Source organism: Streptomyces ficellus (genome assembly GCF_030406405.1).
Lineage (GTDB): Bacteria > Actinomycetota > Actinomycetes > Streptomycetales > Streptomycetaceae > Streptomyces > Streptomyces ficellus_B.
Genome location: NZ_JAUEPL010000059.1, coordinates 1 through 25,443 on the forward strand (window position 1 = coordinate 1; position 25,443 = coordinate 25,443).

The 25,443-nt window shown below is 74.2% G+C and carries 21 protein-coding genes, 1 pseudogene and 1 riboswitch; of the genes and pseudogenes, 10 read left to right on the forward strand and 12 right to left on the reverse strand.

Annotated features, from left to right (window positions below):
- Positions 1 to 117: pseudogene (locus QWM81_RS27485) on the forward strand (IS5/IS1182 family transposase); the annotation flags it as partial.
- A gap of 48 nt (positions 118 to 165) precedes the next feature.
- On the opposite strand, the gene QWM81_RS27490 reads toward QWM81_RS27485, so the two are convergent.
- The 5 genes from QWM81_RS27490 to QWM81_RS27510 all read right to left on the reverse strand — a co-directional run bounded on the left by QWM81_RS27490 (position 166) and on the right by QWM81_RS27510 (position 6,521).
- Positions 166 to 1,134: a hypothetical protein gene (locus QWM81_RS27490; protein ID WP_290115107.1), complete on the reverse strand. Its 969-nt coding sequence runs from the start codon at positions 1,132 to 1,134 to the stop codon at positions 166 to 168.
- Between the two features lie 104 nt (positions 1,135 to 1,238).
- A complete protein-coding gene (locus QWM81_RS27495; RefSeq protein WP_290115108.1) occupies positions 1,239 to 2,762 on the reverse strand; it encodes an APC family permease in 1,524 nt (507 codons plus the stop codon).
- Positions 2,763 to 3,255: 493 nt separating this feature from the next.
- On the reverse strand, positions 3,256 to 5,253 hold the full coding sequence (locus QWM81_RS27500; protein WP_290115109.1) for an FUSC family protein: 1,998 nt from the start codon (positions 5,251 to 5,253) through the stop codon (positions 3,256 to 3,258).
- 38 nt (positions 5,254 to 5,291) lie between these two features.
- A complete protein-coding gene (locus QWM81_RS27505) occupies positions 5,292 to 5,528 on the reverse strand; it encodes a DUF2630 family protein (protein ID WP_290115110.1) in 237 nt (78 codons plus the stop codon).
- Positions 5,529 to 5,546: 18 nt separating this feature from the next.
- Positions 5,547 to 6,521, reverse strand: a complete 975-nt coding sequence (locus QWM81_RS27510) for an endonuclease/exonuclease/phosphatase family protein (protein WP_290115111.1) — start codon at positions 6,519 to 6,521, stop codon at positions 5,547 to 5,549.
- A gap of 342 nt (positions 6,522 to 6,863) precedes the next feature.
- On the opposite strand from QWM81_RS27510, the gene QWM81_RS27515 reads away from it, so the two are divergent.
- The 5 genes from QWM81_RS27515 to QWM81_RS27535 all read left to right on the forward strand — a co-directional run bounded on the left by QWM81_RS27515 (position 6,864) and on the right by QWM81_RS27535 (position 11,402).
- Positions 6,864 to 7,919: an ATP-binding cassette domain-containing protein gene (locus QWM81_RS27515; protein WP_290115112.1), complete on the forward strand. Its 1,056-nt coding sequence runs from the start codon at positions 6,864 to 6,866 to the stop codon at positions 7,917 to 7,919.
- On the forward strand, positions 7,916 to 8,773 hold the full coding sequence (locus tag QWM81_RS27520) for an ABC transporter permease (protein WP_290115114.1): 858 nt from the start codon (positions 7,916 to 7,918) through the stop codon (positions 8,771 to 8,773). The genes QWM81_RS27515 and QWM81_RS27520 overlap by 4 nt, the downstream gene beginning before the upstream one ends.
- 86 nt (positions 8,774 to 8,859) lie before the next feature.
- Positions 8,860 to 10,098 carry a precorrin-6y C5,15-methyltransferase (decarboxylating) subunit CbiE gene (gene cbiE, locus QWM81_RS27525; RefSeq protein ID WP_290115115.1) on the forward strand — a complete coding sequence of 413 codons (1,239 nt, stop codon included), beginning with the start codon at positions 8,860 to 8,862 and terminating at the stop codon, positions 10,096 to 10,098.
- Positions 10,095 to 10,844: a precorrin-4 C(11)-methyltransferase gene (gene cobM, locus QWM81_RS27530; RefSeq protein ID WP_290115116.1), complete on the forward strand. Its 750-nt coding sequence runs from the start codon at positions 10,095 to 10,097 to the stop codon at positions 10,842 to 10,844. The genes cbiE and cobM overlap by 4 nt, the downstream gene beginning before the upstream one ends.
- 132 nt (positions 10,845 to 10,976) lie before the next feature.
- Complete coding sequence (locus QWM81_RS27535; protein WP_290115117.1) at positions 10,977 to 11,402, forward strand: DoxX family membrane protein; 426 nt, start codon at positions 10,977 to 10,979, stop codon at positions 11,400 to 11,402.
- A gap of 23 nt (positions 11,403 to 11,425) precedes the next feature.
- Here QWM81_RS27535 and QWM81_RS27540 read toward each other — a convergent pair whose 3' ends face one another.
- Complete coding sequence (locus tag QWM81_RS27540; protein WP_290115118.1) at positions 11,426 to 12,541, reverse strand: cobalt-precorrin-5B (C(1))-methyltransferase; 1,116 nt, start codon at positions 12,539 to 12,541, stop codon at positions 11,426 to 11,428.
- A gap of 11 nt (positions 12,542 to 12,552) precedes the next feature.
- Here QWM81_RS27540 and QWM81_RS27545 point away from each other — a divergent pair, with 11 nt between their 5' ends.
- Complete coding sequence (locus tag QWM81_RS27545; protein WP_290115119.1) at positions 12,553 to 13,302, forward strand: cobalt-precorrin-6A reductase; 750 nt, start codon at positions 12,553 to 12,555, stop codon at positions 13,300 to 13,302.
- Between the two features lie 2 nt (positions 13,303 to 13,304).
- Here the strand turns inward: QWM81_RS27545 and QWM81_RS27550 are convergent, their stop codons facing one another.
- From QWM81_RS27550 to QWM81_RS27560, 3 genes are read right to left on the reverse strand one after another with little or no spacing between them, the layout of a single operon-like run.
- Positions 13,305 to 14,792 carry a precorrin-2 C(20)-methyltransferase gene (locus QWM81_RS27550; protein WP_290115120.1) on the reverse strand — a complete coding sequence of 496 codons (1,488 nt, stop codon included), beginning with the start codon at positions 14,790 to 14,792 and terminating at the stop codon, positions 13,305 to 13,307.
- Entirely contained in the window at positions 14,789 to 15,436 is a 648-nt protein-coding gene (locus tag QWM81_RS27555; RefSeq protein WP_290115121.1) for a precorrin-8X methylmutase, read from the reverse strand. Before QWM81_RS27555 ends, QWM81_RS27550 begins: the two co-directional genes overlap by 4 nt.
- Positions 15,433 to 16,623 (reverse strand): ferredoxin-like domain-containing protein, encoded by a 1,191-nt coding sequence (locus tag QWM81_RS27560; RefSeq protein WP_290115122.1) that lies wholly within the window; start codon positions 16,621 to 16,623, stop codon positions 15,433 to 15,435. Before QWM81_RS27560 ends, QWM81_RS27555 begins: the two co-directional genes overlap by 4 nt.
- A 60-nt stretch (positions 16,624 to 16,683) precedes the next feature.
- A riboswitch (cobalamin riboswitch) is annotated at positions 16,684 to 16,756 on the forward strand.
- 54 nt (positions 16,757 to 16,810) lie between these two features.
- Between QWM81_RS27560 and cobN the strand changes: the two genes are divergently transcribed.
- Positions 16,811 to 20,407 carry a cobaltochelatase subunit CobN gene (gene cobN, locus QWM81_RS27565; protein WP_290115124.1) on the forward strand — a complete coding sequence of 1,199 codons (3,597 nt, stop codon included), beginning with the start codon at positions 16,811 to 16,813 and terminating at the stop codon, positions 20,405 to 20,407.
- Positions 20,404 to 21,102 (forward strand): GNAT family N-acetyltransferase, encoded by a 699-nt coding sequence (locus tag QWM81_RS27570; protein WP_290115125.1) that lies wholly within the window; start codon positions 20,404 to 20,406, stop codon positions 21,100 to 21,102. Before cobN ends, QWM81_RS27570 begins: the two co-directional genes overlap by 4 nt.
- A 147-nt stretch (positions 21,103 to 21,249) precedes the next feature.
- Here QWM81_RS27570 and QWM81_RS27575 read toward each other — a convergent pair whose 3' ends face one another.
- A complete protein-coding gene (locus tag QWM81_RS27575; protein WP_290115126.1) occupies positions 21,250 to 22,461 on the reverse strand; it encodes a threonine synthase in 1,212 nt (403 codons plus the stop codon).
- A 214-nt stretch (positions 22,462 to 22,675) separates the two neighbouring features.
- On the opposite strand from QWM81_RS27575, the gene QWM81_RS27580 reads away from it, so the two are divergent.
- Complete coding sequence (locus QWM81_RS27580; RefSeq protein ID WP_290115127.1) at positions 22,676 to 23,650, forward strand: helix-turn-helix transcriptional regulator; 975 nt, start codon at positions 22,676 to 22,678, stop codon at positions 23,648 to 23,650.
- A gap of 60 nt (positions 23,651 to 23,710) precedes the next feature.
- On the opposite strand, the gene QWM81_RS27585 is transcribed toward QWM81_RS27580, so the two are convergent.
- Both QWM81_RS27585 and QWM81_RS27590 read right to left on the reverse strand, forming a co-directional pair.
- Positions 23,711 to 23,992 (reverse strand): hypothetical protein, encoded by a 282-nt coding sequence (locus QWM81_RS27585; protein ID WP_290115128.1) that lies wholly within the window; start codon positions 23,990 to 23,992, stop codon positions 23,711 to 23,713.
- Positions 23,989 to 25,440, reverse strand: coding sequence for a phytoene desaturase family protein (locus tag QWM81_RS27590; protein ID WP_290115130.1), 1,452 nt, complete (start codon positions 25,438 to 25,440; stop codon positions 23,989 to 23,991). Before QWM81_RS27590 ends, QWM81_RS27585 begins: the two co-directional genes overlap by 4 nt.
- Positions 25,441 to 25,443 lie beyond the last annotated feature (3 nt).

Below are 25,443 nucleotides of genomic sequence, written 5' to 3' on the forward strand. Positions count from 1 at the left end.
TCCTGGCTGGCCGGCTGCCGTCGGCTCCACCGCCGTTACGAACGCAAGGCCGAGCACTTCCTCGCCTTCGTCGGCATAGCCGCAGCCCTCATCTGTCACCGCCGCCTCACCAAATGAAACGACGCCTAAGAGCCCTGCACGAGGTGGCGCGGCGGCGGGACCGGCTCAGCCGTACTGCTCGCGCCACCTCGTGAACTGCTGCGCCGGGTCCCCCGTGTACGACCACGGCACCCGCGCCGCCCGGGTCCCCAGCAGCCCGAACAGCCCGCGGGCGATGTCCGCCGAGCCCGCCAGACAGGCGGCGTGCGCCAGGTAGTTCAACGGCTCGACCTCCTCGGGCCGCACCGGGCCCGGCGGCCGGCCCCCGACCCACCGCTCCCACGTGCGCCGCACCTCCGTCGCCGCCAGCTCGTGCTTCCAGTGCTGGTCGAAGCCCCGCACCGGGCCCCGACCGCGCGACCCGTCCGCGATGTACCGGTACTCCTCCACCCGCGCGATCTGCACCAGCACCGGCAGCGGCGACCCGGGCGGCGCCGCCCCCGCCGCGTCCCGCGCGAAGTCGTACATCGAGCCGTGCGTGCCGTGCCACCGCGCCGACCAGTACCGCAGCAGCTGCACATGGCCCTCCAGGTTGTGCGGGTCGCGCCGCCGCAGCTCGTCCCACCAGCGGCGCAGTTCCGCCCGCGCCACCCCGCCCTCGTACAGCCGCGCCACCGTCAGCAGCGACACCCACGGCATCGGGTCGGCCGGGCGGGCGTCGGCCGCGCTCAGGCAGGCCATGACCGTCACATCGAGCCGCGCCCGGTCCAGCGCGGTACCGCGGCCCGCCGCGATCGCCTCGTTGAACACCCGTACCACCTCGGTCGCCGCCCGCAGCACGGCCGCGTCCCGGCTGTACGGCTCGGCCGCCCGCCACGCCTCGACCGCCGAGCTGCCGGCCGCCGCGTGGGACAGCAGCCGCAGCCGGTGCGTACGGCGGGCCCAGCCGTCGCCGGTGTCGCGCAGCAGGTCCCGTACGCCCTGCCAGCGGCCGATGACGATGTCGTGCCGTGCGTCGGTGAGCGCCCGGTCACCGAAGTCGGGGTCGAAGTCCGGCTCGAAACGTATGGAGCGGCGGCTACGGCGTACGGCCAATTCCCTGTCCCCCCGATCGCGCTCGTGTCCGTCTGTGAAGCCTGCGAAGCCTGAGAAGCTTCAAACGTCTGAGAAGTCTGAGAAGTCTGAGGAGTTGAGAAGTCTTAGAAGTCGGTGGCCAGCGTGTCGTTCCCGTCGCCCCCGGGATGCCGCTGTCGTGGTACGTCGTACGGCTCGGCCGCCGCCATCGCCCGCGCCGCGTCCAGTGGTGCCGGGCGGTAGTACGAACTGCCCTTGCGCCAGTACCAGAGCAGCGGCACGACCCCGGCCCCGAGCCCGCCAAGCCCGATCGCCACCGAGGTGCCGTTCAGGTCGGCGAGCGACTCGAAGAAGATCCAGAACATGAACGCCGCGCCGATCAGCGGCCAGGCGCCGCCCAGGACGAAGTCGCGGACGGACCTCAGCAGCATGCCCCGGTAGGCGACGACCGCGGCGATGCCCGCGAGCCCGTAGTAGAAGGCGATCTGCAGCCCTATCGCGTTGACCGCGCTCGACAGGATGTCACCCACCGAGCCGAGGGCCATGGCCGCCACGAACATCACCAGCGCCACCGCCCCGACCACGGTGATCGCCACCCACGGCGTGTTCCAACGGCGGTGTACGGCGCCGAGGGCGGCCGGCATCGTACGGTCCCGGCCCATCGCGAACAGCGACCGAGTGACCTGGATCAGCGTCGTTTCGAGGGTGGCGACGGTCGACAGCATCACCGCCACGATCAGGAGCTTGCCGCCGACGCCCGGCCAGACGGCGTCACCGAGCAGCGCCAGGACGTTGGCGCCGCCGGTGCCGATCTCGCCCGCCGACAGCACCACGTTGACGGCGATCGTGAACGTCTCGAACAGGAGGAACACGACGCCGATGCCGACGAGGGCGGCGAGCCCGGCCGTGCGGCGGCTGTCGCGGGTCTCCTCGCTGAGGTTGCTGGTGACGTCCCAGCCCCAGTAGTAGAAGGCGGCGATCAGCGCGCCGGACGCGAACCCGGCCGCCCCGTCGAAGTGCCCGAACCCCAGCCACGACCAGTCGAAGGCGGCGGCCGAGCCCCGGTGCATCAGCACGCCCAGGATGAACAGCAGCAGGATCAGCAACTCCACGCCCGTCAGGACCAGCTGCGCCCGTACGGTGAGCCGGGCGCCGCCCAGGACCACCAGCAGCATCATCACGAACCAGCCGGCCCCGACGGCGGTGGCCAGCGCGGTGTTCTCCGCGAGCCCGGCGTCGAAGAGCGCCAGCGTCAGCTGCCCGGCCGGCAGCGACCCGGCGACCATGAAGATCGTCGCGGCGACGACCAGCGCCCAGCCGGACAGGAAACCGAGGAACGGGTGGAGAGTCCGGCCCACCCAGGAGTAGCTGGCGCCCGCGTTGACGTCGATCCGGCCGAGCCGGCTGAACGCCAGCACGATGCCCAGCATCGGGATCGCGCAGTACAGCAGGGCGGCCGGCGCCGCGAATCCCACGGCGCCGACGAGTACGGAGGTGGTGGCGGCCAGCGAGTAGGCGGGGGCGCTGCCGGCGACCGCCATGACGATCGTGTCGAACGTCCCGAGGACATTGGGCTGGAGCCCGCGGCCGTGGGCCCTGCCGGCCCTGCCGGTGGTTCTGTTCGCAGCCCTGCTGGAAGTGGCGCGCATGGCGAATGTCCTTGTATGGCACGGCATAGGGCGGTAGAGCGGGAGCAGCCCTCGCATGCTGCGGCATGTGGCGGCACGCGTGAGTCGTGCGCATCGTAGTCGTGCCGCAGCTGTGCGCTGACGGCGCCCGGAGGCAGGGGAGGTGAGCGGAGGTCAGGGCCGGTGCGTGCGTGGTGAGCGGTGATCAGAAAAGGTCGCGGCCTCGTGCGGGCGGGACCAGGGGCGGGTCGGCAGGTGATGACGCGGCATCGGGCGCGGCCGGAGGCGGTTTGGGGGCGGTGACGCGGCATCGGGCGCGGCCGGAGGCGGTTTGGGGGCGGTGACGCGGCATCGGGCGCGGCCGGGGGCGGTTTGGGGGCGGTGACCGGCACCAGGCACGGTCGGGGGCGGCCGGGGCGGTTTGGGGGCGGTGACGCGGCGTCGGGCGCGGGCGGGGGCGGTTTGGGGGCGGTGACGCGGCATCGGGCTCCGGGCCTGGGGCGGTGACGCGCGGTCAGGGGCCGTCGTGGCGTGGGGAGGCGATGGCGCGCGCGGCTCCGACCTCCTGGCGCAGGGGTGTCAGTACGCTCTCCTCGTCGGCCTCCGGTCCCGGTCCGACCGGTACCTCCGCCGGGGCGCGGCCGGTGCGCAGCCGGGTGGCGAGTTCGCGCAATTGCCGCTCGATGTCGGCGACTTCTTCCGGCGCGGGCGGCGGGGCGCCATGGCTGACGCGTACCCGGGCCGCCGTCGTGGCGTCCACGACGCGCTCGACGGCCACGCATAGCGGCCACCACGCGGCGGCGCGCGTCCCGGTGGGCGGCGGCTCGGTCAGGGCGCGCTGGAACTCGCTGCGTACGGCGGACAGGTCGCGGTACAGCCGCCGCCGGGCACGTCCGCGCGCCCCCGCGTCCGTCTCGGGGCCGAAGGCGCACGCCACATAGCGGGCGGCGTCCTCGACGGTGTCCGCGAGCCGGTCGCCGATCCGGGTGCGCCAGCTCTCCGGCCACAGCAGATAGCCGGCCACCAGCACGATTGCGCAGCCGATCAACGAGTCGTACAGGCGCGGCAGGACGAGCCCGAAGCCCTGCCGGTTGAGCCAGTCGGACAGCAGCAGGATGACGGGCGTGATGGCGGCGGTCTGGAAGACATAGCCCTTCGCGGAGAACGCCGGGATCAGCGCGGCGAGCACCATCATCACCGGCACGTCCCACCACCCGCGCGGCACCTCGGCGAGCACGGCCGCCGCGACGACGAGCCCGGCCGCCGTGCCGAGCGCGCGCAGGACGGCGCGCGAGAAGACCGAGCCGAAGTCCGGCTTGAGGACGAACGTGACGGTGAGGGCCACCCAGTAGGAGCGGGGGACGGCGATGAGCGAGACGAGGGACTGGGCGAGCCCGATGCACAGCGCCAGGCGCAGCCCGTAGCGCCACGAGCCCTCGGACAGCAGGACGGCCCGGGCGGCGCGGCGGGCGCGGACCCGGAGGGCGGCGGGTCGGCCGACGTGGTCGTCGGCGTTGTGCGGGTCCGGATCGCCGCCGTGGACCACGGTCGCGGCGTGCCGCAGCGCATGGTCGACGGCCCGCTCGGCGGGTTCCGGCAGAGCGTGGCCCCGGCCGGGCGGGGTGGTGGTGGCCGGGGGGCGTCGGGGTGTGTGGGCGCCGGGGCCCGGGTGGGGATCTTCCACGGCCACGGCCACGGCCACGGCCGCGCCTCGGCCCGCGCGGGGGTCCTCCACGGCGGTCGCCAGGGCCCGGACCGCCGCCGGGATCGCGGCGGGCAGCGGGCGGCCGCCGAGGTGGGCCGCCGGGGCTGCCTCGACGACCGGGATCAGGGCGTTGAGCTGCGCGAGCCGGCGTACGAGGGTGGGCGCGCGGCCGTGATCGCGGGCGCGGCGGGCGAGCACGAGGTCGTACGCGGTGTTGAGGGCCTGCGTGACGGCCTGCCGTCGCTCGTCGTACGCGGGCGTGCCCGCCGCCGCCAGCAGGTCGGCGACCGCCCGGTACGCGGCGGCCACGGCGGCCCGCTCGGGCACGCCCCCGCGCAGCGGCCAGCCCAGCAGGGTGAGGACGAGGACGACCGCGCCGCCGAGCGTGAGCAGCAGCGGGGCCTTCCACCAGGGGCTGGGCATCGGCAGCCCGGCGCCGACGACCGCGTTGAGCAGGAGGAGCAGGCCGGAGACGGAGGCGACCGCGCCGATGGACGAGATCATGCCGGAGGCGAGCGCGATGAGCGTGAGCGCCCCGACCGCGACCCAGCCCTGCCCGTACACCAGCGAGCCGAGGGTGACGCCGAGCGCGCCGAAGAGCTGCGGTACGGCGATGTTGAGTATCCGCATCCGGTACGCGTCGGCGGTGTCGCCGATGACGCCGGACAGGGCGCCCATGGAGACGAGCGCGCCGTACAGCGGCCGGTCCGTGGCGAGACCGACCGCCAGCGGCGCGGCGAGTGCGACGGCGGCGCGCGCCACGGCGGCCCATGGGATCGGCGTGGGCTGCGGGCGCAGTCCACGCATCAGCCACTCGGGCGGCGCGAGCCGTACGGTACGGGCGGTCAGCTGAGGTAACCCTCCACCTCACCGGGCGGCCGGGTCGCCGCGCTGTCGGGGTCCTCGCCGAACTCCGACTTGGCGCGCCGCTGCCGCAGCAGGTCCCAGCACTGGTCGAGCTGGACTTCGAGGGCCCGCAGCCGTACCCGTTCCTCGTCGGACAGGGCGCCTTCGCGGTCCCGCAGGGCGCGCTCCTCGCGGACGAGGGCGCCGATGTGGTCGAGGATCTGCTCGTCGTCCATGGTCTCCACCTTCCCGGATCAGGGGCGGGCACGCAGGTCGAGGTCGACGAGGAGCGCGCGGTGGTCGGTGCGGGGCAGGTCGAGGAAGCGCACGCCGCGTACCGAGAAGTCGGCGCTGACCAGGACGTGGTCGATCTGCGCGTACGGGGGCACCGGCCGGGCGCCCTGGGGCCAGGTGCCGGTGCGGGCGGCGCCGGCGAGGCGGGCGGCGTCGTGCAGGGCGCCGGAGTCGAGGACGGAGCGGAAGGCGGCGTGGTCCTGGGTGGCGTTGAAGTCGCCGGCGAGGATGACGGACCGGCCCTTGTGGGCGGCGGCGAAGTCGCTCAGGCGGGCCAGCTCGCGTTTCCAGGTGCCGGTGTGGCCGGGCAGCGGCGGCATCGGGTGGGCGAGCTGGAGCGTCACGTCCTTGCCGCCGAGGCGGGCGGTGGCGCCCGGCATGCCCAGCGTGGTGCCGGGCAGGGCGGGCCGGGCGGTCAGCGGGCGGGCGCCGAGGATGACGGAGCCGGCGGAGCCGGCGGCGGCGACGTGGGCGCCGTACCGGTAGCCGGTGCCCGTGGCCAGGGCCTCCGCGCAGTGGGGGTCGCACTCGGAGACGAACACCAGGTCGGGGCGCTCGCGCCGGACGGCGGCGGCCAGCGGCTCGGTCGCGCCGCCGAACTCCACGTTGGCGGTGAGCACGCGCAGCTCCGCGGTGACCGGCCCTTCGGCGCGGGTGCCCTCGGGCCCGTACGGCCGGACGGACCACACCGTCACGGCGAGCACGACGGCCGCCCAGCCGGTGAGCGGGGCCCGGCGGGCGGGGAGCGCGAGCAGCAGGGCGAGCCCGGCGGGCACGGCCAGCCACGGCAGCAGGGCGAGGAGCTGCGGTACGGGAGTGACGGCGTCGGTGCCGATGAGCCGGCAGCCGCCGACGACGGTGGGCACGACGAGCAACAGCCCGGCCGCCCACGCGGCGGCGCGGCGGCGTCGGTACGAGGTGAGCGATGCGGCCAAGCCGTCACCCTCTCACGGTCCGCGGCCGGCCGACCCCCGCCTGCGGCCGACCGATCACCCCGCGCCGGGCTGCCCGGGGCGTGCCCGGGCCGGTTGCGGGTTGCGGCACCCGCTTCCTGACCGCCGACGCCGAGGACTGGCCGCGCCACTGGTACGAGCCGCGAATTGACGGTCGTCGGCCGCTCGCACGGCTTCGAAGGGACCACTGAGCCGCCGTCACCGTAGCCGCCCCGCCGGGAATTGAGTGGCGGGCCGTGGGCGGCGCCCGGAGACTGGGAGGGATCGCGCCGCACCGCCGACGGACCACCCGCGTACCGCTCAGCCCTTCGAAGGACAGCGACAGTGACAGCGACGAGCACGGACCTGGCCATCGAGACGAACGGCCTGGTGAAGGTCTTCGGCGAGAACCGAGCCGTGGACGGCATCGACCTGCGCGTGCCCGCCGGAACCGTCTACGGCGTCCTCGGGCCCAACGGCGCCGGCAAGACCACCGCCGTGAAGATGCTGGCGACCCTGCTGCGGCCGGACGGCGGTGAGGCGCGGGTCTTCGGCAAGGACGTGGTCAGGGACGCCGACGCGGTACGCGGCCGGGTCAGCCTCACCGGGCAGTACGCGTCGGTCGACGAGGACCTGACCGGTACCGAGAACCTGGTGCTGCTGGGCCGCCTCCTCGGCCACGGCAAACCGGCCGCGCGCAAGCGTGCCGCGCAGCTGCTGGAGGCGTTCGGGCTCTCCGAGGCGGGCGACCGGCAGGTCAAGAACTACTCGGGCGGCATGCGGCGCCGTATCGACATCGCCGCGTCCATTCTCAACACCCCCGACCTGCTCTTCCTCGACGAGCCGACGACCGGCCTGGACCCGCGCAGCCGCAACCAGGTGTGGGACATCGTGCGGGCGGTCGTCGCCCAGGGCACCACCGTCCTGCTGACCACGCAGTACCTGGACGAAGCCGACCAGTTGGCGTCCCGGATCGCGGTGATCGACCACGGCAAGGTGATCGCCGAGGGGACGAAGGGCGAGCTGAAGGCGTCGGTCGGCTCCGGCTCCGTCCACGTACGGCTGCGCGAGGCCGGGCAGCGGCCGGAAGCGGAGCGGGTGCTGACGTCCGCGCTCAACGCGACCGTGCAACTCGATCCCGACCCGCTCGCCCTGACCGCGACGGTCGACGGGCACGGTACGGAGCTGGGCGCGGCGGAGCAGGCCGCGCGGGCGCTGGCGGAGCTGGCGCGGGCGGGCGTCATGGTGGACAACTTCGCGCTCGGCCAGCCGAGCCTGGACGAGGTGTTCCTGGCGCTCACGGACCGTACGGCCGGGGACCGTACGGCCGGGCACCGTGCGGCCGGCGGCAAGGACGCCGAGGAGAGCGCCGGCAAGGACCCCAAGGAGAGCACCGTATGAGCACCGTCACGACCAAGGCGGACGACCACGGCGGCGCCCTCGCCGGCCCCCGTACGGAGGACCTGGCCGCGCTCCTCGTCGCCGGGGACCGCCCGCCGCGCCCCAGCGCGCTGTCCGCCTCCCTCACCTTCGGCTGGCGCGCCATGCTGAAGATCAAGCACGTGCCGGAGCAGCTCTTCGACGTCACGGCGTTCCCGATCATGATGGTGCTGATGTACACGTACCTCTTCGGAGGGGCGCTGGCCGGGTCGGCCTCCGCGTACATCCAGTTCCTGCTGCCCGGCATCCTCACCATGAGCGTCGTGATGATCACGATGTACACCGGGGTCGCGGTCAACGGCGACATCGAGAAGGGCGTCTTCGACCGTTTCCGTACGCTGCCGATCTGGCGGCCCGCGCCGATGGTCGGGTACCTCCTCGGTGACGTCGTCCGCTACTTGATCGCCTCCACCGTGATGCTGACCGTCGGCCTGATCATCGGCTACCGCCCGGGTGGCGGGCCGGCCGGCGTACTGGCCGGGGTGGCGCTGCTGATGCTCTTCTCGTTCTCCTTCTCCTGGATCTGGACGATGTTCGGCCTGCTCCTGCGTAGCGAGAAGTCCGTCATGGGCGTCAGCATGATGGTGATATTCCCGTTGACGTTCCTCAGCAATGTCTTCGTCGACCCGAAGACCATGCCGGGCTGGCTCCAGGCGTTCGTCAACAACAGCCCGGTGACTCACCTGGCGAGTGCGGTACGGCAGTTGATGGCGGGCGGCTGGCCGGGGGCCGACATCGCCTGGTCGCTGGGGTGGTCGGCGGTGTTCGTCGTGGTCTTCGGCGCGGTGACGATGCGGCTGTACAACCGCAAGTAGTGCCGCCGGCCGCTCCACCCGCCTGATGTTTCACGTGAAACGCCCCACATGGAGCAGCCGGTGACCGCCCGGTAGGGTTCCAGCCCGTGACCAGCCCCGTATCCGCCCCGCCCGTGACCGTCGTCGGCATCGGCGCGGACGGCTGGGCAGGGCTTGCCGACACCTCCCGCGCGGCCCTGCTCGCCGCCGACGTCGTGATCGGCGGGGAGCGTCAGCTGAGCCTGCTCCCGCCCGAGTGCGGCGCCGAACGGGTCGCCTGGCCCTCGCCGCTGCGCCCCGCCGTCCCCCGGCTGCTCAGCACCCACGCCGGGCGCCGGATCGCCGTGCTGGCGAGCGGTGACCCCATGTTCTACGGGATCGGCCGCGCCCTCGCGGAGACGGTCGGCCCCGAGCGGCTGCACGTCCTGCCGTACCCGTCCTCCGTCTCGTATGCCTGCGCCCGCCTCGGCTGGCCCGTGGAGGACACGCAGACCGTCACGCTCGTCGGCCGCCCTCTGGCCTCGCTGGCCGCCGCGCTGCACGACGGGCGGCGGCTGCTGGTGCTCAGCGCGGGCGCGGCGACCCCGGGCGAGGTGGCCGGGCTCCTCCGGGACCGGGGCTTCGGCCCGAGCCGCCTCGACGTCCTCGAACAGCTCGGCTCCGCCCGGGAACGGCGGCTGACCGGCACCGCCGATGACTGGCCGCACCTGCCCGGCGACCCGCTGAACGTCATCGCCGTCACCTGCGTCCGCGACCCGGGCGCGCTGCGCCTCGGCGCCGTACCGGGTCTGCCGGACGCGGCGTACGAGAACGACGGCCAGCTCACCAAGCGGCATGTGCGCGCCGCGACACTGGCCGCGCTGGCGCCCGCGCCGGGCGAACTGCTGTGGGACATCGGCGGCGGGTCCGGCTCGATCGGCATCGAGTGGATGCGTACGCACCGCACGTGCCGCGCCATCGCGCTGGAGCGGGACCCGGAGCGGGCCGCGCGTATCACCCGTAACGCCACCGCTCTCGGCGTTCCGTCGCTGCGGGTCGTGACCGCCGCCGCGCCGGCCGGCCTGGCGGACCTGGAGACGCCCGACGCGGTGTTCATCGGCGGCGGGCTGACCGCTCCCGGGCTGCTGGACGCCTGCTGGGCGGCCCTGCGGCCGGGCGGGCGGCTGGTCGCCAACACCGTGACGCTGGAGTCGGAGGCGCTGCTCGCCGACCGGTACCGGCGCCATGGCGGCGAGCTGGTACGGCTCGCCGTCGCCCACGCCGTCCCGGTGGGCGGTTTCACCGGCTGGCGCCAGGCCATGCCGGTCACGCAATGGTCCGTAACCAAGCAGGAGACAGAAGGATGACCGTCTACTTCATCGGTGCGGGCCCCGGCGCCGCCGACCTGATCACCGTGCGCGGTGCGCGCACCCTCGCCTCCTGCCGGGTGTGCCTGTACGCGGGGTCGCTGGTCCCGCGCGAGCTGCTCGCCGAATGCCCGCCGGACGCCCGCCTCGTCGACACGGCCCGCCTCGACCTGGACGCCATCACCGCCGAGCTGGTCCGCGCCCACGAGGCGGGCCACGACGTGGCCCGCCTCCACTCGGGCGACCCGTCCGTCTTCAGCGCGGTGGCCGAGCAGATGCGGCGGCTGGACGCGGCGGGTATTCCGTACGAGGTGGTGCCGGGCGTCCCGGCGTTCGCGGCCGCCGCGGCGGCGCTGAAGCGCGAGCTGACGGTCCCGACCGTGGGCCAGACGGTCATCCTCACGCGGATCGCCGAGCAGGCGACGGCCATGCCGCCGGGGGAGGACCTCGCGACGCTGGGACGCAGCGGCGCCCTGCTCGTGCTGCACCTGGCGGCGCGGTACGTCGACCGGGTCGTCGCGGAGCTCACCCCGCACTACGGCGCCGACTGCCCGGCGGCCGTGGTCGCGATGGCCAGCCGGCCGGACGAGGTGATCCTGCGCGGCACGCTCGCGGACATCGCGGCCGCGACGAAGGAGGCCGGCATCACGCGCACGGCGGTCATCCTGGTGGGCCGCACACTGGCGGCGACGCAGTTCCGTGACAGCCACCTGTACTCACCGGAGCGGGACCGGCACGTCTGCTGAGGCGGCGGGGCGGCGGGGTGGCGGGGCGGCGGGGCGGCGCCCCGCGACGTACCCTGGAACAGGGGGCGGTTTCACTTTAAAACCACTTGAAGCAACTCGAAGCAACCGCCTTGCCGGCACCGGGAGATCACCATGGACGTCCTGGTTCTCATCGGACGGATCCTCTTCGCGCTGCTCTTCCTCCTCAACGCCGTCAACCACCTCACCAACACCAAGGCGCTGGCCGGTTACACCACGAGCCGCGGCGTGCCGCGCGCGCTCGCACCGGCCGCCGTCGTGGGCACCGGCCTGCTGCTCCTGGCCGGCGCGGTGAGCGTGGGGCTGGGCATCTGGGCGGACCTGGGCGCGCTGCTGCTGGCGGTGTTCCTCTTCCCCACCGCGCTGCTCATGCACCGCTTCTGGGCGGAGACGGAACCCATGACGCGGCTGAACGAGCAGGCGCATTTCTTCAAGGACATCGCCCTGGGCGGTGCCGCGCTCATGCTGCTGGCGTTCTTCTCGTACGTCGGTGACGAGCTCGGCCTGACGATCACGGGCCCGCTGTTCCACCTCAGCTGACCGCGCCTGACCCCGCCCGACCGTCACCTCACGGCGCTGCGCCCCACGACCGTGCCCGCCCGGTCGACGCAGACCACGTCGACGGCCACCGGGGCGCCGCGCAGCACGGTCAGGGCCTGGTCGCGGGCGGTCTCGGCGACCAGGTCACCCAGCGGCACACCGCGCGCGGCGCACAGCTGGAGCGCGGCGAGCCCGGTGTTGGCGGCCGCCACCTGCGTGGCCAGCGCGTCATCCGCCCCGCCACGGCGCGCCAGCTCCGCCAGGAAGCCCTTGTCGACCTGGGAGCGCGCCGAGTGCAGGTCCAGATGGCCCGCCGCGAGCTTGGACAGCTTGGCGAAACCGCCGCAGATGGTGAGCCGTTCGACCGGGTGCCTGCGGACGTACTTCAGCACCGCGCCCGCGAAGTCGCCCATGTCCAGCAGGGCGTCCTCGGGCAGCCCGTACAGGGACGTCACCGTCTTCTCGGAGGTGGAGCCCGTGCAGCCGGCCACATGCGTGCGCCCGGCCGCCCGGGCCACGTCCACTCCGCGCCGGATGGAGTCGATCCACGCCGAGCACGAGTACGGCACGACGATCCCGGTCGTACCGAGGATGGACAGCCCGCCCAGGATGCCGAGGCGCGGGTTCCACGTGGAGCGGGCGATCTCCTCGCCGTGGTCGACGGACACGGTGATCTCGACGTCCCCGGTGCCGCCGTGCGCGGCGGCGACCCGCTCGACGTGCTCGCGCATCATCTGCCGCGGTACGGGGTTGATGGCGGGCTCCCCCACGTCGAGCGGCAGCCCGGGCCGGGTGACGGTGCCGACGCCGGGCCCCGCCCGGAAGACCACGCCGGAGCCGCCCGGCAGGGCCCGTACCGTCACGCGGACGAGCGCCCCGTGCGTGACGTCCGGATCGTCCCCGGCGTCCTTCACGATCCCCGCCGTGGCTTCCCCGCCGGACAGGGATTCGGCCGCGAGGGCGAAGGCGGGCGTCTGCCCCTTGGGCAGCGTGATCGTCACCGGGTCCGGGAAGTCTCCGGTCAGCAGGGCGGTGTACGCGGCGGTCGTGGCCGCCGTCGCGCACGCCCCGGTCGTCCAGCCGGACCGCAGACCGGTGTGCTTGAGTTGTGCGCTGCGCCCACCCGTCGCCTCACCCATGGATGGACCCCGTGCACATACTCATCCTCGGCGGCACGACCGAGGCCCGCCGCCTGGCCGAGCTCGTGCACGCCCGCGTCCGGACCACCAGCTCGCTCGCGGGCCGCGTCGCCGCCCCGAAGCTGCCCCCGGGCGAGGTGCGCGTCGGGGGCTTCGGCGGGGCCGAGGGCCTGGCGCGCTGGCTGCGGGAGCACCAGGTGGACGCGGTCATCGACGCCACTCATCCTTTCGCGGACACGATCAGTTCCCACGCGGCACGGGCAGCCGCGGAAGCCCATGTTCCCCTGCTCGCCCTCCGCCGCCCCGGGTGGGCCCCGGTGAAGGGCGACGACTGGCACCCGGTGGACACCCTGGAGGAGGCGGCGGACGTGGCCCGCCGCCTCGGCCGCCGTATCTTCCTCACCACGGGCCGCATGGGCCTCGCGTCCTTCGCCCACATCCCGGACGCCTGGTTCCTCCTGCGCTCGGTGGACCCCCCGGAGCCCCCCTTCCCACCCCACCTCGACGTCCTCCTGGACCGCGGCCCCTTCACCCTCGACGGCGAACGCGACCTGCTGCGCCGCCACGCCATCGAGGTCCTGGTGACCAAGGACAGCGGCGGCACGGCCACCGCCCCCAAACTGACCGCCGCCCGCGAAGCCGCCCTCCCCGTCGTCATCCTCCGCCGCCCCCCGGCCCCCGAGGGCGTCCCGGTGGTGACGACCCCGGAGGCAGCGGCGCAGTGGCTCACGGCCGGCAGCGACGTCAGACCTCCGGGGTGACGTCAGACCTCCGGGTACCTCCGGGGGGTCCAGGCCATCCGCTCGCCGGTTCCTCGGTGGACCGCCTGGGTTTGGGAGGAGCCGATGAGGAGGAGGGTGCGCATGTCGACTTCTGTGGGGTCGAGGTCGGCGAGGGGGAGGACGCGGACCGATTCCTGGGGGCCGCCCACGTCGCGGGCGACGACGACCGGGGTGTCCGGGGCGCGGTGTTCCAGGAGGAGTTCGCGGGCCTTGGCCACCTGCCAGGTGCGGCTGGCGGAGCCGGGGTTGTAGAGGGCGAGGACCAGGTCGGCGGAGGCGGCGGCGGCCAGGCGTTCCGCGATGACCTCCCAGGGCTTGAGCCGGTCCGACAGGGAGATCGTCGCGTAGTCGTGGCCCAGCGGGGCGCCCGCCTTCGCCGCGGCCGCGTTCGCGGCGGTGACGCCCGGCAGGACGCGGACCGGGACGTCCAGGTACGGGTCCTGGGAGGCGGCCTCCAGGACCGCCGTGGCCATCGCGAACACGCCCGGGTCACCGCCCGACACCACGGCGACGCGGTGCCCGCGCCGCGCCAGGTCCAGGGCGAACTCGGCGCGCTCGGACTCGACCTTGTTGTCGGAGCCGTGCCGGCGCTGGCCCGGCCGGGAAGGGACGCGGTCCAGGTACGTCGTGTAGCCGACCAGGTCCGTCGCCGAGGCGAGCGCGCCGCGCGTCTCGGGGGTCAGCCACAGGGGCCCCGCCGGGCCCGTGCCGACCACCACGACCTCGCCCCGGCCGGACACGGCGGGCGCGGAGTCGATACGGGAGGGCAGCACCGCCACCGAGAAGTACGGCACCGTGCCGGGGTCCACGTCGGCCAGGGCGGCCGTCCGCTCACCGGACATCGTGGCGCGTTCGACGTAGTGGGCGTCCTCCAGGCGGCCCGCGCGCTCCAGCGCCCGGCGCACCGCCGGGAACGTACGCCCCAGCTTCATCACCACCGCCGAGTCCGTGGACGCCAGACGGGCTGTCAGCTCCTCCTCCGGCAGCGTGCCGGGGATGATCGTGAGGATCTCCTCCGCCTCGCACAACGGCTTGCCCAGACGGGCCGCCGACGCGCTCACCGACGTGACGCCCGGGATCACCTCCGTCTCGTACCGGTGCGCCAGGCGCTTGTGCATGTGCTGGTACGAGCCGTAGAAGAGCGGGTCGCCCTCGGCCAGTACGGCCACGGTGCGACCGGCGTCGAGATGAGCCGCCAGACGGGCCGACGCCTCCTCGTAGAAGTCGTTCAGCGCGCCCCGGTAGCCGCCCGGGTGGTCCGTCGTCTCGACCGTGAGCGGATACATCAGCCGCTCCTCGACGTGGTCCTCACGGATGTGCGCGGCCGCGATGGAGCGCGCGATCGAACGGCCGTGGCGCGCGCTGTGATAGGCGATCACATCGGCCGAGGCGATGACCTCCACCGCCCGGACCGTCATCAGGGACGGGTCCCCGGGGCCGAGGCCGACTCCGTACAGCTTTCCGCTCATGCCTGGATCTCCGCCTCGTGGGCGATCGCGTTGATCGCCGCCGCCGCCATGGCGCTGCCACCGCGCCGGCCCCGTACGACAAGGTGGTCGAGGCCCGGGAACGCCGCCAGCGCGTCCTTCGACTCGGCCGCGCCGATGAACCCGACCGGGACGCCGATGACCGCCGCCGGGCGGGGCGCGCCCGCCTCGACCATCTCCAGCAGGCGGAACAGCGCGGTGGGGGCGTTGCCTATGGCCACCACCGACCCTTCGAGCCGGTCGCGCCACAGCTCCAGCGCGGCGGCGCTGCGCGTGGTGCCCAGCTCGGCGGCGAGCGCCGGGACGGAGGCGTCGGAGAGCGTGCAGATCACGTCGTTGCCGGCGGGCAGCCGCTTGCGCGTGACGCCGCTCGCCACCATCTGCGCGTCGCACAGGATCGGCGCGCCGGCGCGCAGCGCCTCGCGGGCGCGGGACACCACCTGAGGGGTGTACGCCAGGTCGCGGACGAGGTCGACCATGCCGCACGCGTGGATCATCCGCACGGCGACCTGGCTGACGTCGGCCGGCAGGCCCGCGAGATCCGCCTCGGCGCGGATCGTGGCAAAGGACTGACGGTAGATTTCCGCCCCGTCCTTCTCGTAGTCGAACACTCTGCTCTCGCTCATTTCGTCGATCCTTGTACGGTCACCTGGTACGCGCCCTCGGCGGTCGCCACCATGTCGATCCACGCGCCCTGCGGATGGCCGCACCGGCGCGCGCAGCCCGACCAGTGCACGGGCAGCGCACCCTCGCGGGGCCGCGCGTCCGCCCGTACGTCGGACAGGGACTTCGCACAGCCCGGCCGGCCCGTGCACGCGCTCACCTCGGCCCAGGGGGAGTCGCTACGGGTGATGAACCCCGCCTCGTCCAGGGCGCGCAGCCGCTGCTCGGCCGCCACCCGGTCGGCGAAGTCCGGCAGCACGAACCCGCGCCACGGCGTCACGCGCACCTCCCGTGCGGGCAGCAGCGCCCGGAACTGGGCCGTCGTCACCCGCCCGAGCCGGGCCAGGACGCAGACCGACCGGTCGCCGACGACGCCCGGCGCGGGCGGCGCACCGACCGGAAGCGCCGCGTCCGCCACGTACTCCGCCGCGATCGCCGCGCGCCGCAGGTGTTCCGCCACGTCCACGTCCTGCCCCGCCGGCAGCTCCCGCACCCGCCACGCGCCCGTGCCCGCTTCCCGGGCCGCCGCCAGGAACGCGTCCGCCGCCGCCAGCGCGGCGCGCGGCGCGTCGGCGGAGGAGACCCGGTACGCCGCCTGCCCGATGCGTACCAGAGCGGTACCAGCGGCTTCTGCGAGCAACGTCACATCGGGCGCCAGGGCCGCCACGTCACCCCGGCCGTCGTCCACGGCGAACAGGAAGCGGCCGGACAGTTCGGTCGTCCAGTCCTCGGCGCACAGCAGCTCGTCCAGGCGCGCGGCCCACGCCCGCACCTGCGCGCCGGCGAGGGGTGAGACCACCATGTTCCGTACCCGCTCGTGCCGTTCGGACGGCAGCAGGCCCGCCTCCCGCAGCGCGTCCGCCAGCTGGAGCCCGCAGCCTTCGCCCAGGCCCCGCAACTCCACGTTGCCGCGCGAGGTCAGGGACAGGTGCCCGTCGCCCAGGCGGTCCGACGCGTCGGCCAGGACACGGACTTGACGGGGCGTCAGTACGCCGGTCGGGATGCGGAGCCGGGCCAGCGCGCCGTCGTCGGCCCGGTGCAGCCGGAGCGCACCGGGGCAGGCGTCACCGCGCTCACGTACGCGGTCCGGTACGCGGTCCCGTATGTGAGCTTCGCCCCGGTCCTGGGGGTTTGGTGAGCTGGGCGGCATGGCGGCGAGCATACGCGCAGCCTCTACTATGCAAACGGCACAGGGTCCCAGGGCCCTAGGGAGGAAGCCCGGTGCGAATCCGGCGCGGTCCCGCCACTGTGAGCCCGGCGGCTGCCGGGCGAGTCAGGAACTCCCGCCACCCACGACCACCCGGGGCGAGGACACCCCGAGGAAGGCCCGGCACGCTGTGATCCTGCTGCTGTCGCACTCCGACACCGACCTGCTGAGCGCCCGCGCGGCCGGCGGTCCCGTCGAGTACCGGTTCGCCAACCCCGCCCGCCTCCCGCTGGACGACCTCCCGGGTCTCCTCGACGGCGCCGACCTCGTCGTCGTACGTCTCCTCGGCGGCATCCGCGCCTGGGAAGACGGCCTCCAGACCCTCCGCGACGCGCAGGTCCCGCTCGTCGTGCTCACCGGCGAACAGGCCCCCGACGCCCAGCTCATGGAGACCTCCACGGTCCCCATCGGCATCGCGGCCGAGGCGCACGCCTACCTCGCCCACGGCGGCCCGGACAACCTGGAGCAGCTCGCCCGGTTCCTGTCCGACACCGTCCTGCTCACCGGGCACGGCTTCGAGCCCCCGGCCGCCGCGCCCACCTGGGGACCGCTGGAGCGGACCGCGAGGAACACCACCGGCCCGACCGTCGCCGTGCTCTACTACCGCGCCCACCACATGAGCGGCAACACCGCCTTCATCCACACCCTGTGCGACGCCATCGAGGACGCGGGCGCCCAGCCGCTCCCCCTGTACGTCGCCTCCCTGCGCGCTCCCGAGCCGGAGCTGCTGGACACCCTGCGCACCGCCGACGCCGTCATCACCACCGTCCTCGCCGCCGGCGGCACCAAGCCCGCCGAGGCCCAGGCGGGCGGTGACGAGGAGGCCTGGGACGCGGGCGCGCTCGCCGCGCTCGACGTACCGATCCTCCAGGCCCTGTGCCTGACCGGCTCGCGCTCCGCGTGGGAGGAGAACGACGAGGGCCTCTCGCCGCTCGACGCCGCCAGCCAGGTCGCCGTCCCCGAGTTCGACGGCCGCCTGATCACCGTCCCCTTCTCCTTCAAGGAGATCGACGCCGATGGCCTGCCGGCGTACGTCGCGGACACCGAGCGGGCCGCCCGCGTCGCCGGGATCGCCGTACGGCACGCGCGCCTGCGCCACATCCCGAACGCCGACAAGCGCCTGGCCCTCGTCCTCTCCGCGTACCCGACCAAGCACTCGCGCATCGGCAACGCGGTCGGCCTGGACACCCCCGCCTCCGCCGTCGCGCTCCTGCGCCGACTGCGCGAGGAGGGCTACGACTTCGGGCCCGGGGAGGAGATCCCGGGCCTGGTCTCGGGCGGCGGCGACGAGCTGATCTACGCCCTCATCGAGGCGGGCGGCCACGACCAGGACTGGCTGACCGAGGAACAGCTCGCCCGCAACCCGGTCCGTATCCCGGCCGCCGACTACCGGCGCTGGTACGCCACCCTCCCCGAGGAGCTGCGCCAGAACGTCGAGCGGCACTGGGGCCCGCCGCCCGGCGAGATGTTCCTCGACCGCTCCCGCAATCCCGAGGGCGACATCGTGCTCGCCGCCCTCAGGCGGGGGAACCTGCTCATCCTCATCCAGCCGCCGCGCGGCTTCGGCGAGAACCCGATCGCGATCTACCACGACCCCGATCTGCCGCCGTCGCACCACTACCTGGCCGCCTACCGCTGGATCGCCACCCCGCGGAGCGACGGCGGTTTCGGCGCGGACGCCATGGTCCACCTCGGCAAGCACGGCAACCTGGAGTGGCTGCCCGGCAAGAACGCGGGCCTGTCCGCCGCCTGCGGCCCCGACGCCGCGCTCGGCGACATCCCGCTGATCTACCCGTTCCTGGTCAACGACCCGGGCGAGGGCACCCAGGCCAAGCGCCGCGCCCACGCCACCCTCATCGACCACCTGGTGCCGCCGATGGCGCGGGCCGAGTCGTACGGCGACATCACCCGCCTGGAGCAGCTGCTCGACGAGTACGCGCAGATCTCCGCCATGGACCCGGCCAAGCTGCCCGCCATCCGCGCCCAGATCTGGACGCTGATCCAGGCCGCCCGGCTCGACCACGACCTCGGCCTGGAGTACCGGCCGGACGACGACGGCTTCGACGACTTCCTCCTCCACGTCGACGGCTGGCTCTGCGAGGTCAAGGACGCCCAGATCCGCGACGGCCTGCACGTCCTGGGCGGCGCCCCGACCGGACCCGAGCGCGTCAACCTGGTCCTGTCCATCCTCCGCGCCCGCCAGATCTGGGGCGGTACGCAGTCCCTGCCCGGCCTGCGCGAGGCGCTGGGCCTGGACGAGTCGGCCGCCACGCGCACGACCGCCGACGAGGCCGAGGCCAAGGCCCGCGCCCTGGTCGAGGCGATGGAGGCCGCCGACTGGAACCCGGCCGCAGTCGCTTCCGTGGCGGAGGGGTACGACCAGGCCGTCGCCGCGGTCCTCGACTTCGCCGCCCGCCAGGTCGTCCCGCGCCTCGCCGCCACCACCCACGAGCTGGACCACGCCGTCCACGCCCTGAACGGCGGCTTCGTCCCGGCCGGCCCGTCCGGCTCCCCGCTGCGGGGCCTGGTCAACGTGCTGCCGACCGGCCGCAACTTCTACTCGGTGGACCCCAAGGCCGTCCCCTCCCGCCTCGCCTGGGAGACCGGCCAGGCCCTCGCGGACTCGCTCCTGACCCGCTACCGCACCGACAACGGCGACTGGCCCACCTCCGTCGGCCTGTCCCTGTGGGGTACGAGCGCGATGCGCACCGCCGGCGACGACGTGGCGGAAGCCCTCGCCCTGCTCGGCATCCGCCCCGTCTGGGACGACGCCTCGCGCCGGGTCACCGGCCTGGAGCCCATCCCGCTCGCCGAGCTGGGCCGCCCGCGCGTCGACGTCACGCTGCGCATCTCCGGCTTCTTCCGTGACGCGTTCCCGCACACCATCGGCCTGCTGGACGACGCGGTCCGCCTCGCCGCCTCCCTCGACGAGCCGGACGCCGACAACTTCGTACGCGCCCACACGCGGGCCGACCTCGCCGAGCACGGCGACGAACGCCGCGCCACCACCCGTATCTTCGGCTCCCGGCCGGGTACGTACGGCGCGGGCATCCTCCAGCTGATCGACTCGCGCGACTGGCGCACCGACGCGGACCTCGCCGAGGTCTACACGGTGTGGGGCGGTTACGCGTACGGCCGCGAACTCGACGGCCGGCCCGCCCGCACCGAGATGGAAACGGCGTACAAGCGCATCGCGGTGGCGGCCAAGAACACCGACACCCGCGAGCACGACATCGCGGACTCCGACGACTACTTCCAGTACCACGGCGGCATGGTCGCCACGGTCCGCGCGCTGAAGGGCACGGCCCCCGAGGCGTACATCGGCGACTCGACCCGCCCCGAGACGGTCCGCACCCGCACGCTGGTCGAGGAGACCTCCCGCGTCTTCCGCGCCCGCGTGGTCAACCCGCGCTGGATCGAGGCGATGCGCCGCCACGGCTACAAGGGCGCGTTCGAGCTGGCCGCGACGGTGGACTACCTCTTCGGGTACGACGCGACGACCGGCGTCGTCGCCGACTGGATGTACGACAAGCTGACCGAGACGTACGTACTGGACCAGGAGAACCGCGCCTTCCTCCAGGAGGCCAACCCGTGGGCGCTGCACGGCATCGCCGAACGGCTCCTGGAGGCGGAGTCGCGCGGCATGTGGGCGAAGCCCGACCCGCGCGTGCTGGAGGAGCTGCGGCAGGTGTTCCTGGAGGCCGAGGGCGATCTGGAGGGCGAATGAGCATCACGGTCGGCGGTGAGGACGAGGAGCTGTCGGATCGACTCGACGAGGAACTGACCGCGTTCAACACCGCCGCGACCGGGGCCGGTGACCACGCCGAGCTGTCCGTCCGGGCCACGGACGACGAGTCGGGCGAGCTGATCGGCGGGCTGACCGGCTGGACCTGGGGCGGCCTCGGCGCGGTCGACATGCTGTGGGTCCGCGAGGACCAGCGCGGCACCGGGCTCGGCACCCGGCTGATGCGCGCGGCGGAGGACGAGGCGCGGCGGCGCGGCTGCGGCCATATGACCGTCTCCTCGTACTCCTTCCAGGCACCGCCCTTCTACCGGCGCCTCGGGTACGTCGAGACGGGCCGCGTCGAAGGGGTACCGGGCGGGCACGTGGACGTGTACTTCCAGAAGTCACTGGAGCCGTCGCCGTCCGCCACGCCGCTGTTCCAGGTGGCCGTGGTGCTGGATTACCCGGCGGACGCGGTCGAGGAGGCCCGGGGGCACGAGGACGGCGTGCTCGCGCTGCTGCCCCGCCACGGCGGCCGGCTGGAGCGGCGGCTGCGCACGGCGGACGGGCTGTCGGAGCTGCACCTGCTGACGTTCCCCTCCGAGGACGCCTACCGCGCCTACCTGGCGGACCCGGAGCGCACGCCGGACGGGCGGATCACCACGCGCGTGCTGGCGGTCACCGAGGTGCACGGCTGAGCGGGTAGTCACCGCGATCACCGGGGTGAGCGGCCGCCTTGGCCGCCGCGTCGCCCGGCGCCTCACCGGCCACGCCCCGATGACGCTGCGCGAACACCTGGCCGCCCACCCGCGCTCGTACGCCCAGCTGCTCCTCTGACACCCTGGTTACGCCCGGCCCAGCGCCCGGGAAACCGCTTCCCAGGTCGGCTCGATCGGTTGGAGCGGTGTGCCGCCCACCCCGAGGTCCTTGAAGCCGCTGGAGGTGGACACGCACACCACCGGTCCGTCGACGTCACCCTCCCGGGCCGCCCACTGCCGGAACCCCGCCAGCCCCGCCGCGGCCGACAACTCCGCCCACACGCCCTGCCCGGCCAGTTCGTCCCGGGCCCGGGTCAGCTCCTCGTCCGTCACCAGCAGCGCGTCACCCCCGCTGTCGCGTACCGCACGGACGGCACGGTTGCCGCCCGCCGCGCAGTCGATCGCGTACGCGCCGGTGGTACCGACCTCGATGACGGCCGCCGGAGCCCTGGTCCTGATCGCCGCCGCCAAGGGGCCGCCGGTCGCCGGCTCGCAGCCGAACACCGGGGGCACCGTGTCCGTCACGCCCAGGTCGCGCAGCTCGCGGAAACCCTTCCAGACACCGAACAGCAGCTCGCCGTAGCCCGTGGGGACGAAGACCGCGGCCGGAACCCCCAGTTCGCCATGGATCTCGTACGCGATGGTCTTGTACCCCTCCGGTCCGAAGGGGTGACCGGTGTGCGTACGGGTCAGGTTGCTCACGGTGTGGTAGCCGAGCCGGTCGCCGATCTCGGCGAGCAGCGGCCAGCGGGCCTCCTGCGGAACGGCGAACACGTCCGCTCCGTACGCCTGGAGGAAGGAGGCCACCGCCGGGGGCGTACCGGCCGACGTCAGGACGACGCAGCGCAGCCCGGCCCGCGCGGCGTAGGCGGCGGCGGAGGCGCCGTGGTTGCCGGAGGAGGCCACCGCGATGCCTTTGGCGCCCACCCGGACGGCCGCGCTGACCGCGACCCGGTTGAGCCGGTCCTTATGGCTCCACGTGGGGTTGCGCGACTCGTCCTTGATCCACAGCCCGTCACCGAGGGGAACGAGCGCGGTACCGCCCTCGCCGAGCCCCGGCGCGTCGAGCGGCGGGAGCAACGGCGCCCACCGCTCCAGCCCGCCGCCGCCCATGGGGCGCGTGAACAGGTCCGCCGGGGTGTCCTCGTAGGCGTAGTCCACCTCGACCGGGTAGACCATGTCGGCCGTCGCCGTGCGCGGGCAGCCCCGCAGGAGCGGTGGATGGAGCGGGTAGCGCAGGCCCGGGTCGCCCAGCGAACGCTGGGAGCGGGCGAGGGACACCGCGGGGTGCGCGGTCATCGGCGACTCCTTGATCCCCGGCCGGACGGCGTGGCCACGGCGGCCGGAGGGGGCGGCGGGAAAATAGCGAACCAGCCTGTCATATCCCCGAGTTAGACTCCAGGCCAATCACGCTGGGACGGCCTCCTGACCGGCGCGGGACCGACCATCCTGCCCATCGCACACGGCCGTTCGAGGTGGCGAACGACGGGGGCGCGACGCGATGAGAACAGACATGTCCGGGCTGGGGATAACGGCCGCGCAGGAGGCGGTGTACCGGCACTTCCTGAGAAACCCGCACACCTCCGAGGACGAGATCCACACCTTGCTCGGCCTGCCGCGGCAGGAGGTCGGCGAGAGCGTGCTCCGCCTGTGCGCGCTGGGCGTGCTGAACCGCACCGGACCGGACGCGCTGGCGGCCGCCGACCCGGAGACGGCCGTGGACCGTCTGACCGACCTGCGCCTGCGCGAGCTCCACGAGGAGCTGGCCCGGGTCACCCAGTCCCGCCACCTCGTCGCCGAACTGCGGCAGGAGCAGGCCAGGGACGGCGTCGCCGCACCGTGCGTCGAACGGCTGGCGGACGTCGAGCTGATCCGTGCCCGGATCGACGATCTGGCCTTCTTCGCCCGCGAGGAGATCCTCTCCGTCGAGCCGTACGGCGAGCTGACCCCCGAGAACATCGCGCACGCCCGCCCCCTCGACCAGCGCTGCCTGCGACGCGGCGTGCGCATCCGCAGCGTCCTGCCGCGCACCGCGCTGGACCATCCGCCCACCGCCGGCTATCTGCGCGAACTGGCCTCGCAGGGCGCGCTGATCCGGGTCGCGCCGAGCGTCACCGAGCGCATCCTCGTCTACGACCGCAGCACCGCACTGGTGCCCGCCGACCCCGATGACACCACGCGCGGCGCGCTGCTGGCCCGCGAGGACGGCCTCGTCGCCAATGTCCTCGCCCTGTTCGAGAAGATCTGGAGCGAGGCGGAGCCCCTGCCGCCGCAGGACGACGACGGCGGGGCCACGGACCACCCCACCGAACTGGAACAGCGGGTGCTGGCGTCGATGTGCCGGGTCAGCAAGGACGAGATCGGCGCGCGCGAGCTCGGCATCTCCGTGCGCACCTACCGGCGCCATATCGCCGACCTGATGCAGCTGCTGGGTGCGGCGGGCCGGCCTCAGGCCGCCCTGCTGGCCCGCGAACGTGGCTGGATCTGAACCCTGCGGCGCACGGCCGGGGTGGAAGGCGCCATCAGTCCGCGACATCAGTCCGCGACATCAGTCCGCAGCGGCGTCCGGGGACGCGTCCCGGGAGGCGTCCGGCAGGCACCAGCCGCGCAGTGCGCGGTCCCCGAGCGCCTGTGCCACCGCCGCGCGGGCGGTGTCCTCGGCCACTCCGACCCACAGGGTGATCCGGTCGGCGGACACGCGCGTGGCGCACGGCCATTCCGGCGGGAGCAGGGCCAGCAGGCGGATCACGGTCAAGGGCGCGGCGGGCGCGTCCGCACCCCGGCGCACGACCCGGATGCGCACGTCCGGGCGGCCGTTGCCGCCGCTCATGACGCGGGACCGAGATCCGGAGCCGTACGGATGCCGAACTCGCGGCGCAGGGCCGAACGCGCCGCCCAGTAGCCCGCCATGCCGTGAACGCCGGGGCCGGGCGGCGTGGACGCCGAGCACAGGTAGACGCCGGGCAGGGGGGTCCGGTAGGGGTCGACACGCGGCACCGGGCGCAGCAGCGACTGGCCGAGGGTGACGGCCCCCGCCAGGATGTCGCCGCCCACGTAGTTGGGGTTGTAGGCCTCGAACCCGGCGGCGGTGACCGCCCGTTCGGCCAGCACCGTGTCCGTGAAGCCGGGCGCGTGCCGCTCGATCGCGGCCCGGATCATGGGCAGCGGGTCGCGGGTGTCGCCGTTGGGCACGTGCGCGTACGCCCATACCGGCCGCCTGCCGCGCACGGCCCGGCCCGGATCGGTGACGGCGGGGTCGACGAGCATGACGAACGGTTCGCGGGTCGGGACGCCGCGCGCCGCCCGGGTCTCCTGCCGCAGGATCGTGGCGCGGTCGCCGCCCAGGTGGACCGTACCGGCGCGGCCGACGTCCGGGTCGCGCCAGGGGACCGGCGCGGAGACCAGGAAGTCGGCCTTCGCCGCGCCGGGGCCGTACCGGAAGCGGGCCAGGGCGCGCGCGTAGCGGTCCGGCAGGCGGCCCCCGGCGAGGGTGAGGAACCCCTTGGGCGCCACGTCCAGCAGGACGGTCCGCGCGCCCTTCAGCTCGCGCAGGTCCCCCACGGGCGACCCCGTGCGGATACGGCCGCCGTGCGCCGCCAGGTCGTCCGTGAGCGCCCGGGCGATGGCGGCGCTGCCTCCCCTCGGCAGCGGCCAGCCCGTGCCGTGCCCGAGGTGCCCGAGCATGACGGCGATCGCGCCCGAGGCGAGGCTCGGCAGCCGGCCCACCGCGTGCGCGGCCACCCCGGTGAGCAGGGCCGCCGCCTCCTCGGTGGCGAAGCCGTGGAAGGGGCCGCCGTGGCGCAGCACCCGCGGGGCCAGCAGCGCCGGGGCGGTGAGGTCACCGGGCAGGGAGCGCTGCGCGGACAGCATGAAGTCGACGACACCCTCGCTGTGCTCGACCAGGGGTGCCATGAGCCGCCGCCACCGCGCGCCGTCCGCGCCGAGTCCGGCGCAGGTGGCGGCGAGGTCGCGGTGGGCGAGGGCGGCGGGCCGGCCGTCGAGCGGGTGGGCGTAGCTGATCTCGGGGTGCAGCAGGTCCACCCCCCGGGCGGTCAGGCCGAACTCGCGGAAGAACCGCGAGGCGGCGGCCATGGGGTGGACCGCGGCACACAGGTCGTGCACGACCTCGCTGTCGAACAGCGAGGCCGTGCGCAGGCCGCCGCCGACGTCGCCGGCGCGTTCGTGGATCTCGACGCGCAGACCGGCGCGGGCCATGGTGACCGCGGCGGCCAGTCCGTTGGGGCCGCTGCCGACGACAGCGACGTCGACGTCCGTCATCCC

Bases quoted from the DNA above. Each gene is read 5' to 3' on its own strand.
- QWM81_RS27495 (WP_290115108.1), bottom strand. From the start codon at position 2,762: ATGCGCGCCACTTCCAGCAGGGCTGCGAACAGAACCACCGGCAGGGCC.
- QWM81_RS27500 (WP_290115109.1), bottom strand. From the start codon at position 5,253: ATGCGTGGACTGCGCCCGCAGCCCACGCCGATCCCATGGGCCGCCGTG.
- QWM81_RS27505 (WP_290115110.1), bottom strand. From the start codon at position 5,528: ATGGACGACGAGCAGATCCTCGACCACATCGGCGCCCTCGTCCGCGAG.
- QWM81_RS27520 (WP_290115114.1), top strand. From the start codon at position 7,916: ATGAGCACCGTCACGACCAAGGCGGACGACCACGGCGGCGCCCTCGCC.
- cobM (WP_290115116.1), top strand. From the start codon at position 10,095: ATGACCGTCTACTTCATCGGTGCGGGCCCCGGCGCCGCCGACCTGATC.
- QWM81_RS27535 (WP_290115117.1), top strand. From the start codon at position 10,977: ATGGACGTCCTGGTTCTCATCGGACGGATCCTCTTCGCGCTGCTCTTC.
- QWM81_RS27540 (WP_290115118.1), bottom strand. From the start codon at position 12,541: ATGGGTGAGGCGACGGGTGGGCGCAGCGCACAACTCAAGCACACCGGT.
- QWM81_RS27550 (WP_290115120.1), bottom strand. From the start codon at position 14,792: ATGAGCGGAAAGCTGTACGGAGTCGGCCTCGGCCCCGGGGACCCGTCC.
- QWM81_RS27555 (WP_290115121.1), bottom strand. From the start codon at position 15,436: ATGAGCGAGAGCAGAGTGTTCGACTACGAGAAGGACGGGGCGGAAATC.
- QWM81_RS27560 (WP_290115122.1), bottom strand. From the start codon at position 16,623: ATGCCGCCCAGCTCACCAAACCCCCAGGACCGGGGCGAAGCTCACATA.
- QWM81_RS27570 (WP_290115125.1), top strand. From the start codon at position 20,404: ATGAGCATCACGGTCGGCGGTGAGGACGAGGAGCTGTCGGATCGACTC.
- QWM81_RS27575 (WP_290115126.1), bottom strand. From the start codon at position 22,461: ATGACCGCGCACCCCGCGGTGTCCCTCGCCCGCTCCCAGCGTTCGCTG.
- QWM81_RS27580 (WP_290115127.1), top strand. From the start codon at position 22,676: ATGTCCGGGCTGGGGATAACGGCCGCGCAGGAGGCGGTGTACCGGCAC.
- QWM81_RS27585 (WP_290115128.1), bottom strand. From the start codon at position 23,992: ATGAGCGGCGGCAACGGCCGCCCGGACGTGCGCATCCGGGTCGTGCGC.
- QWM81_RS27590 (WP_290115130.1), bottom strand. From the start codon at position 25,440: ATGACGGACGTCGACGTCGCTGTCGTCGGCAGCGGCCCCAACGGACTG.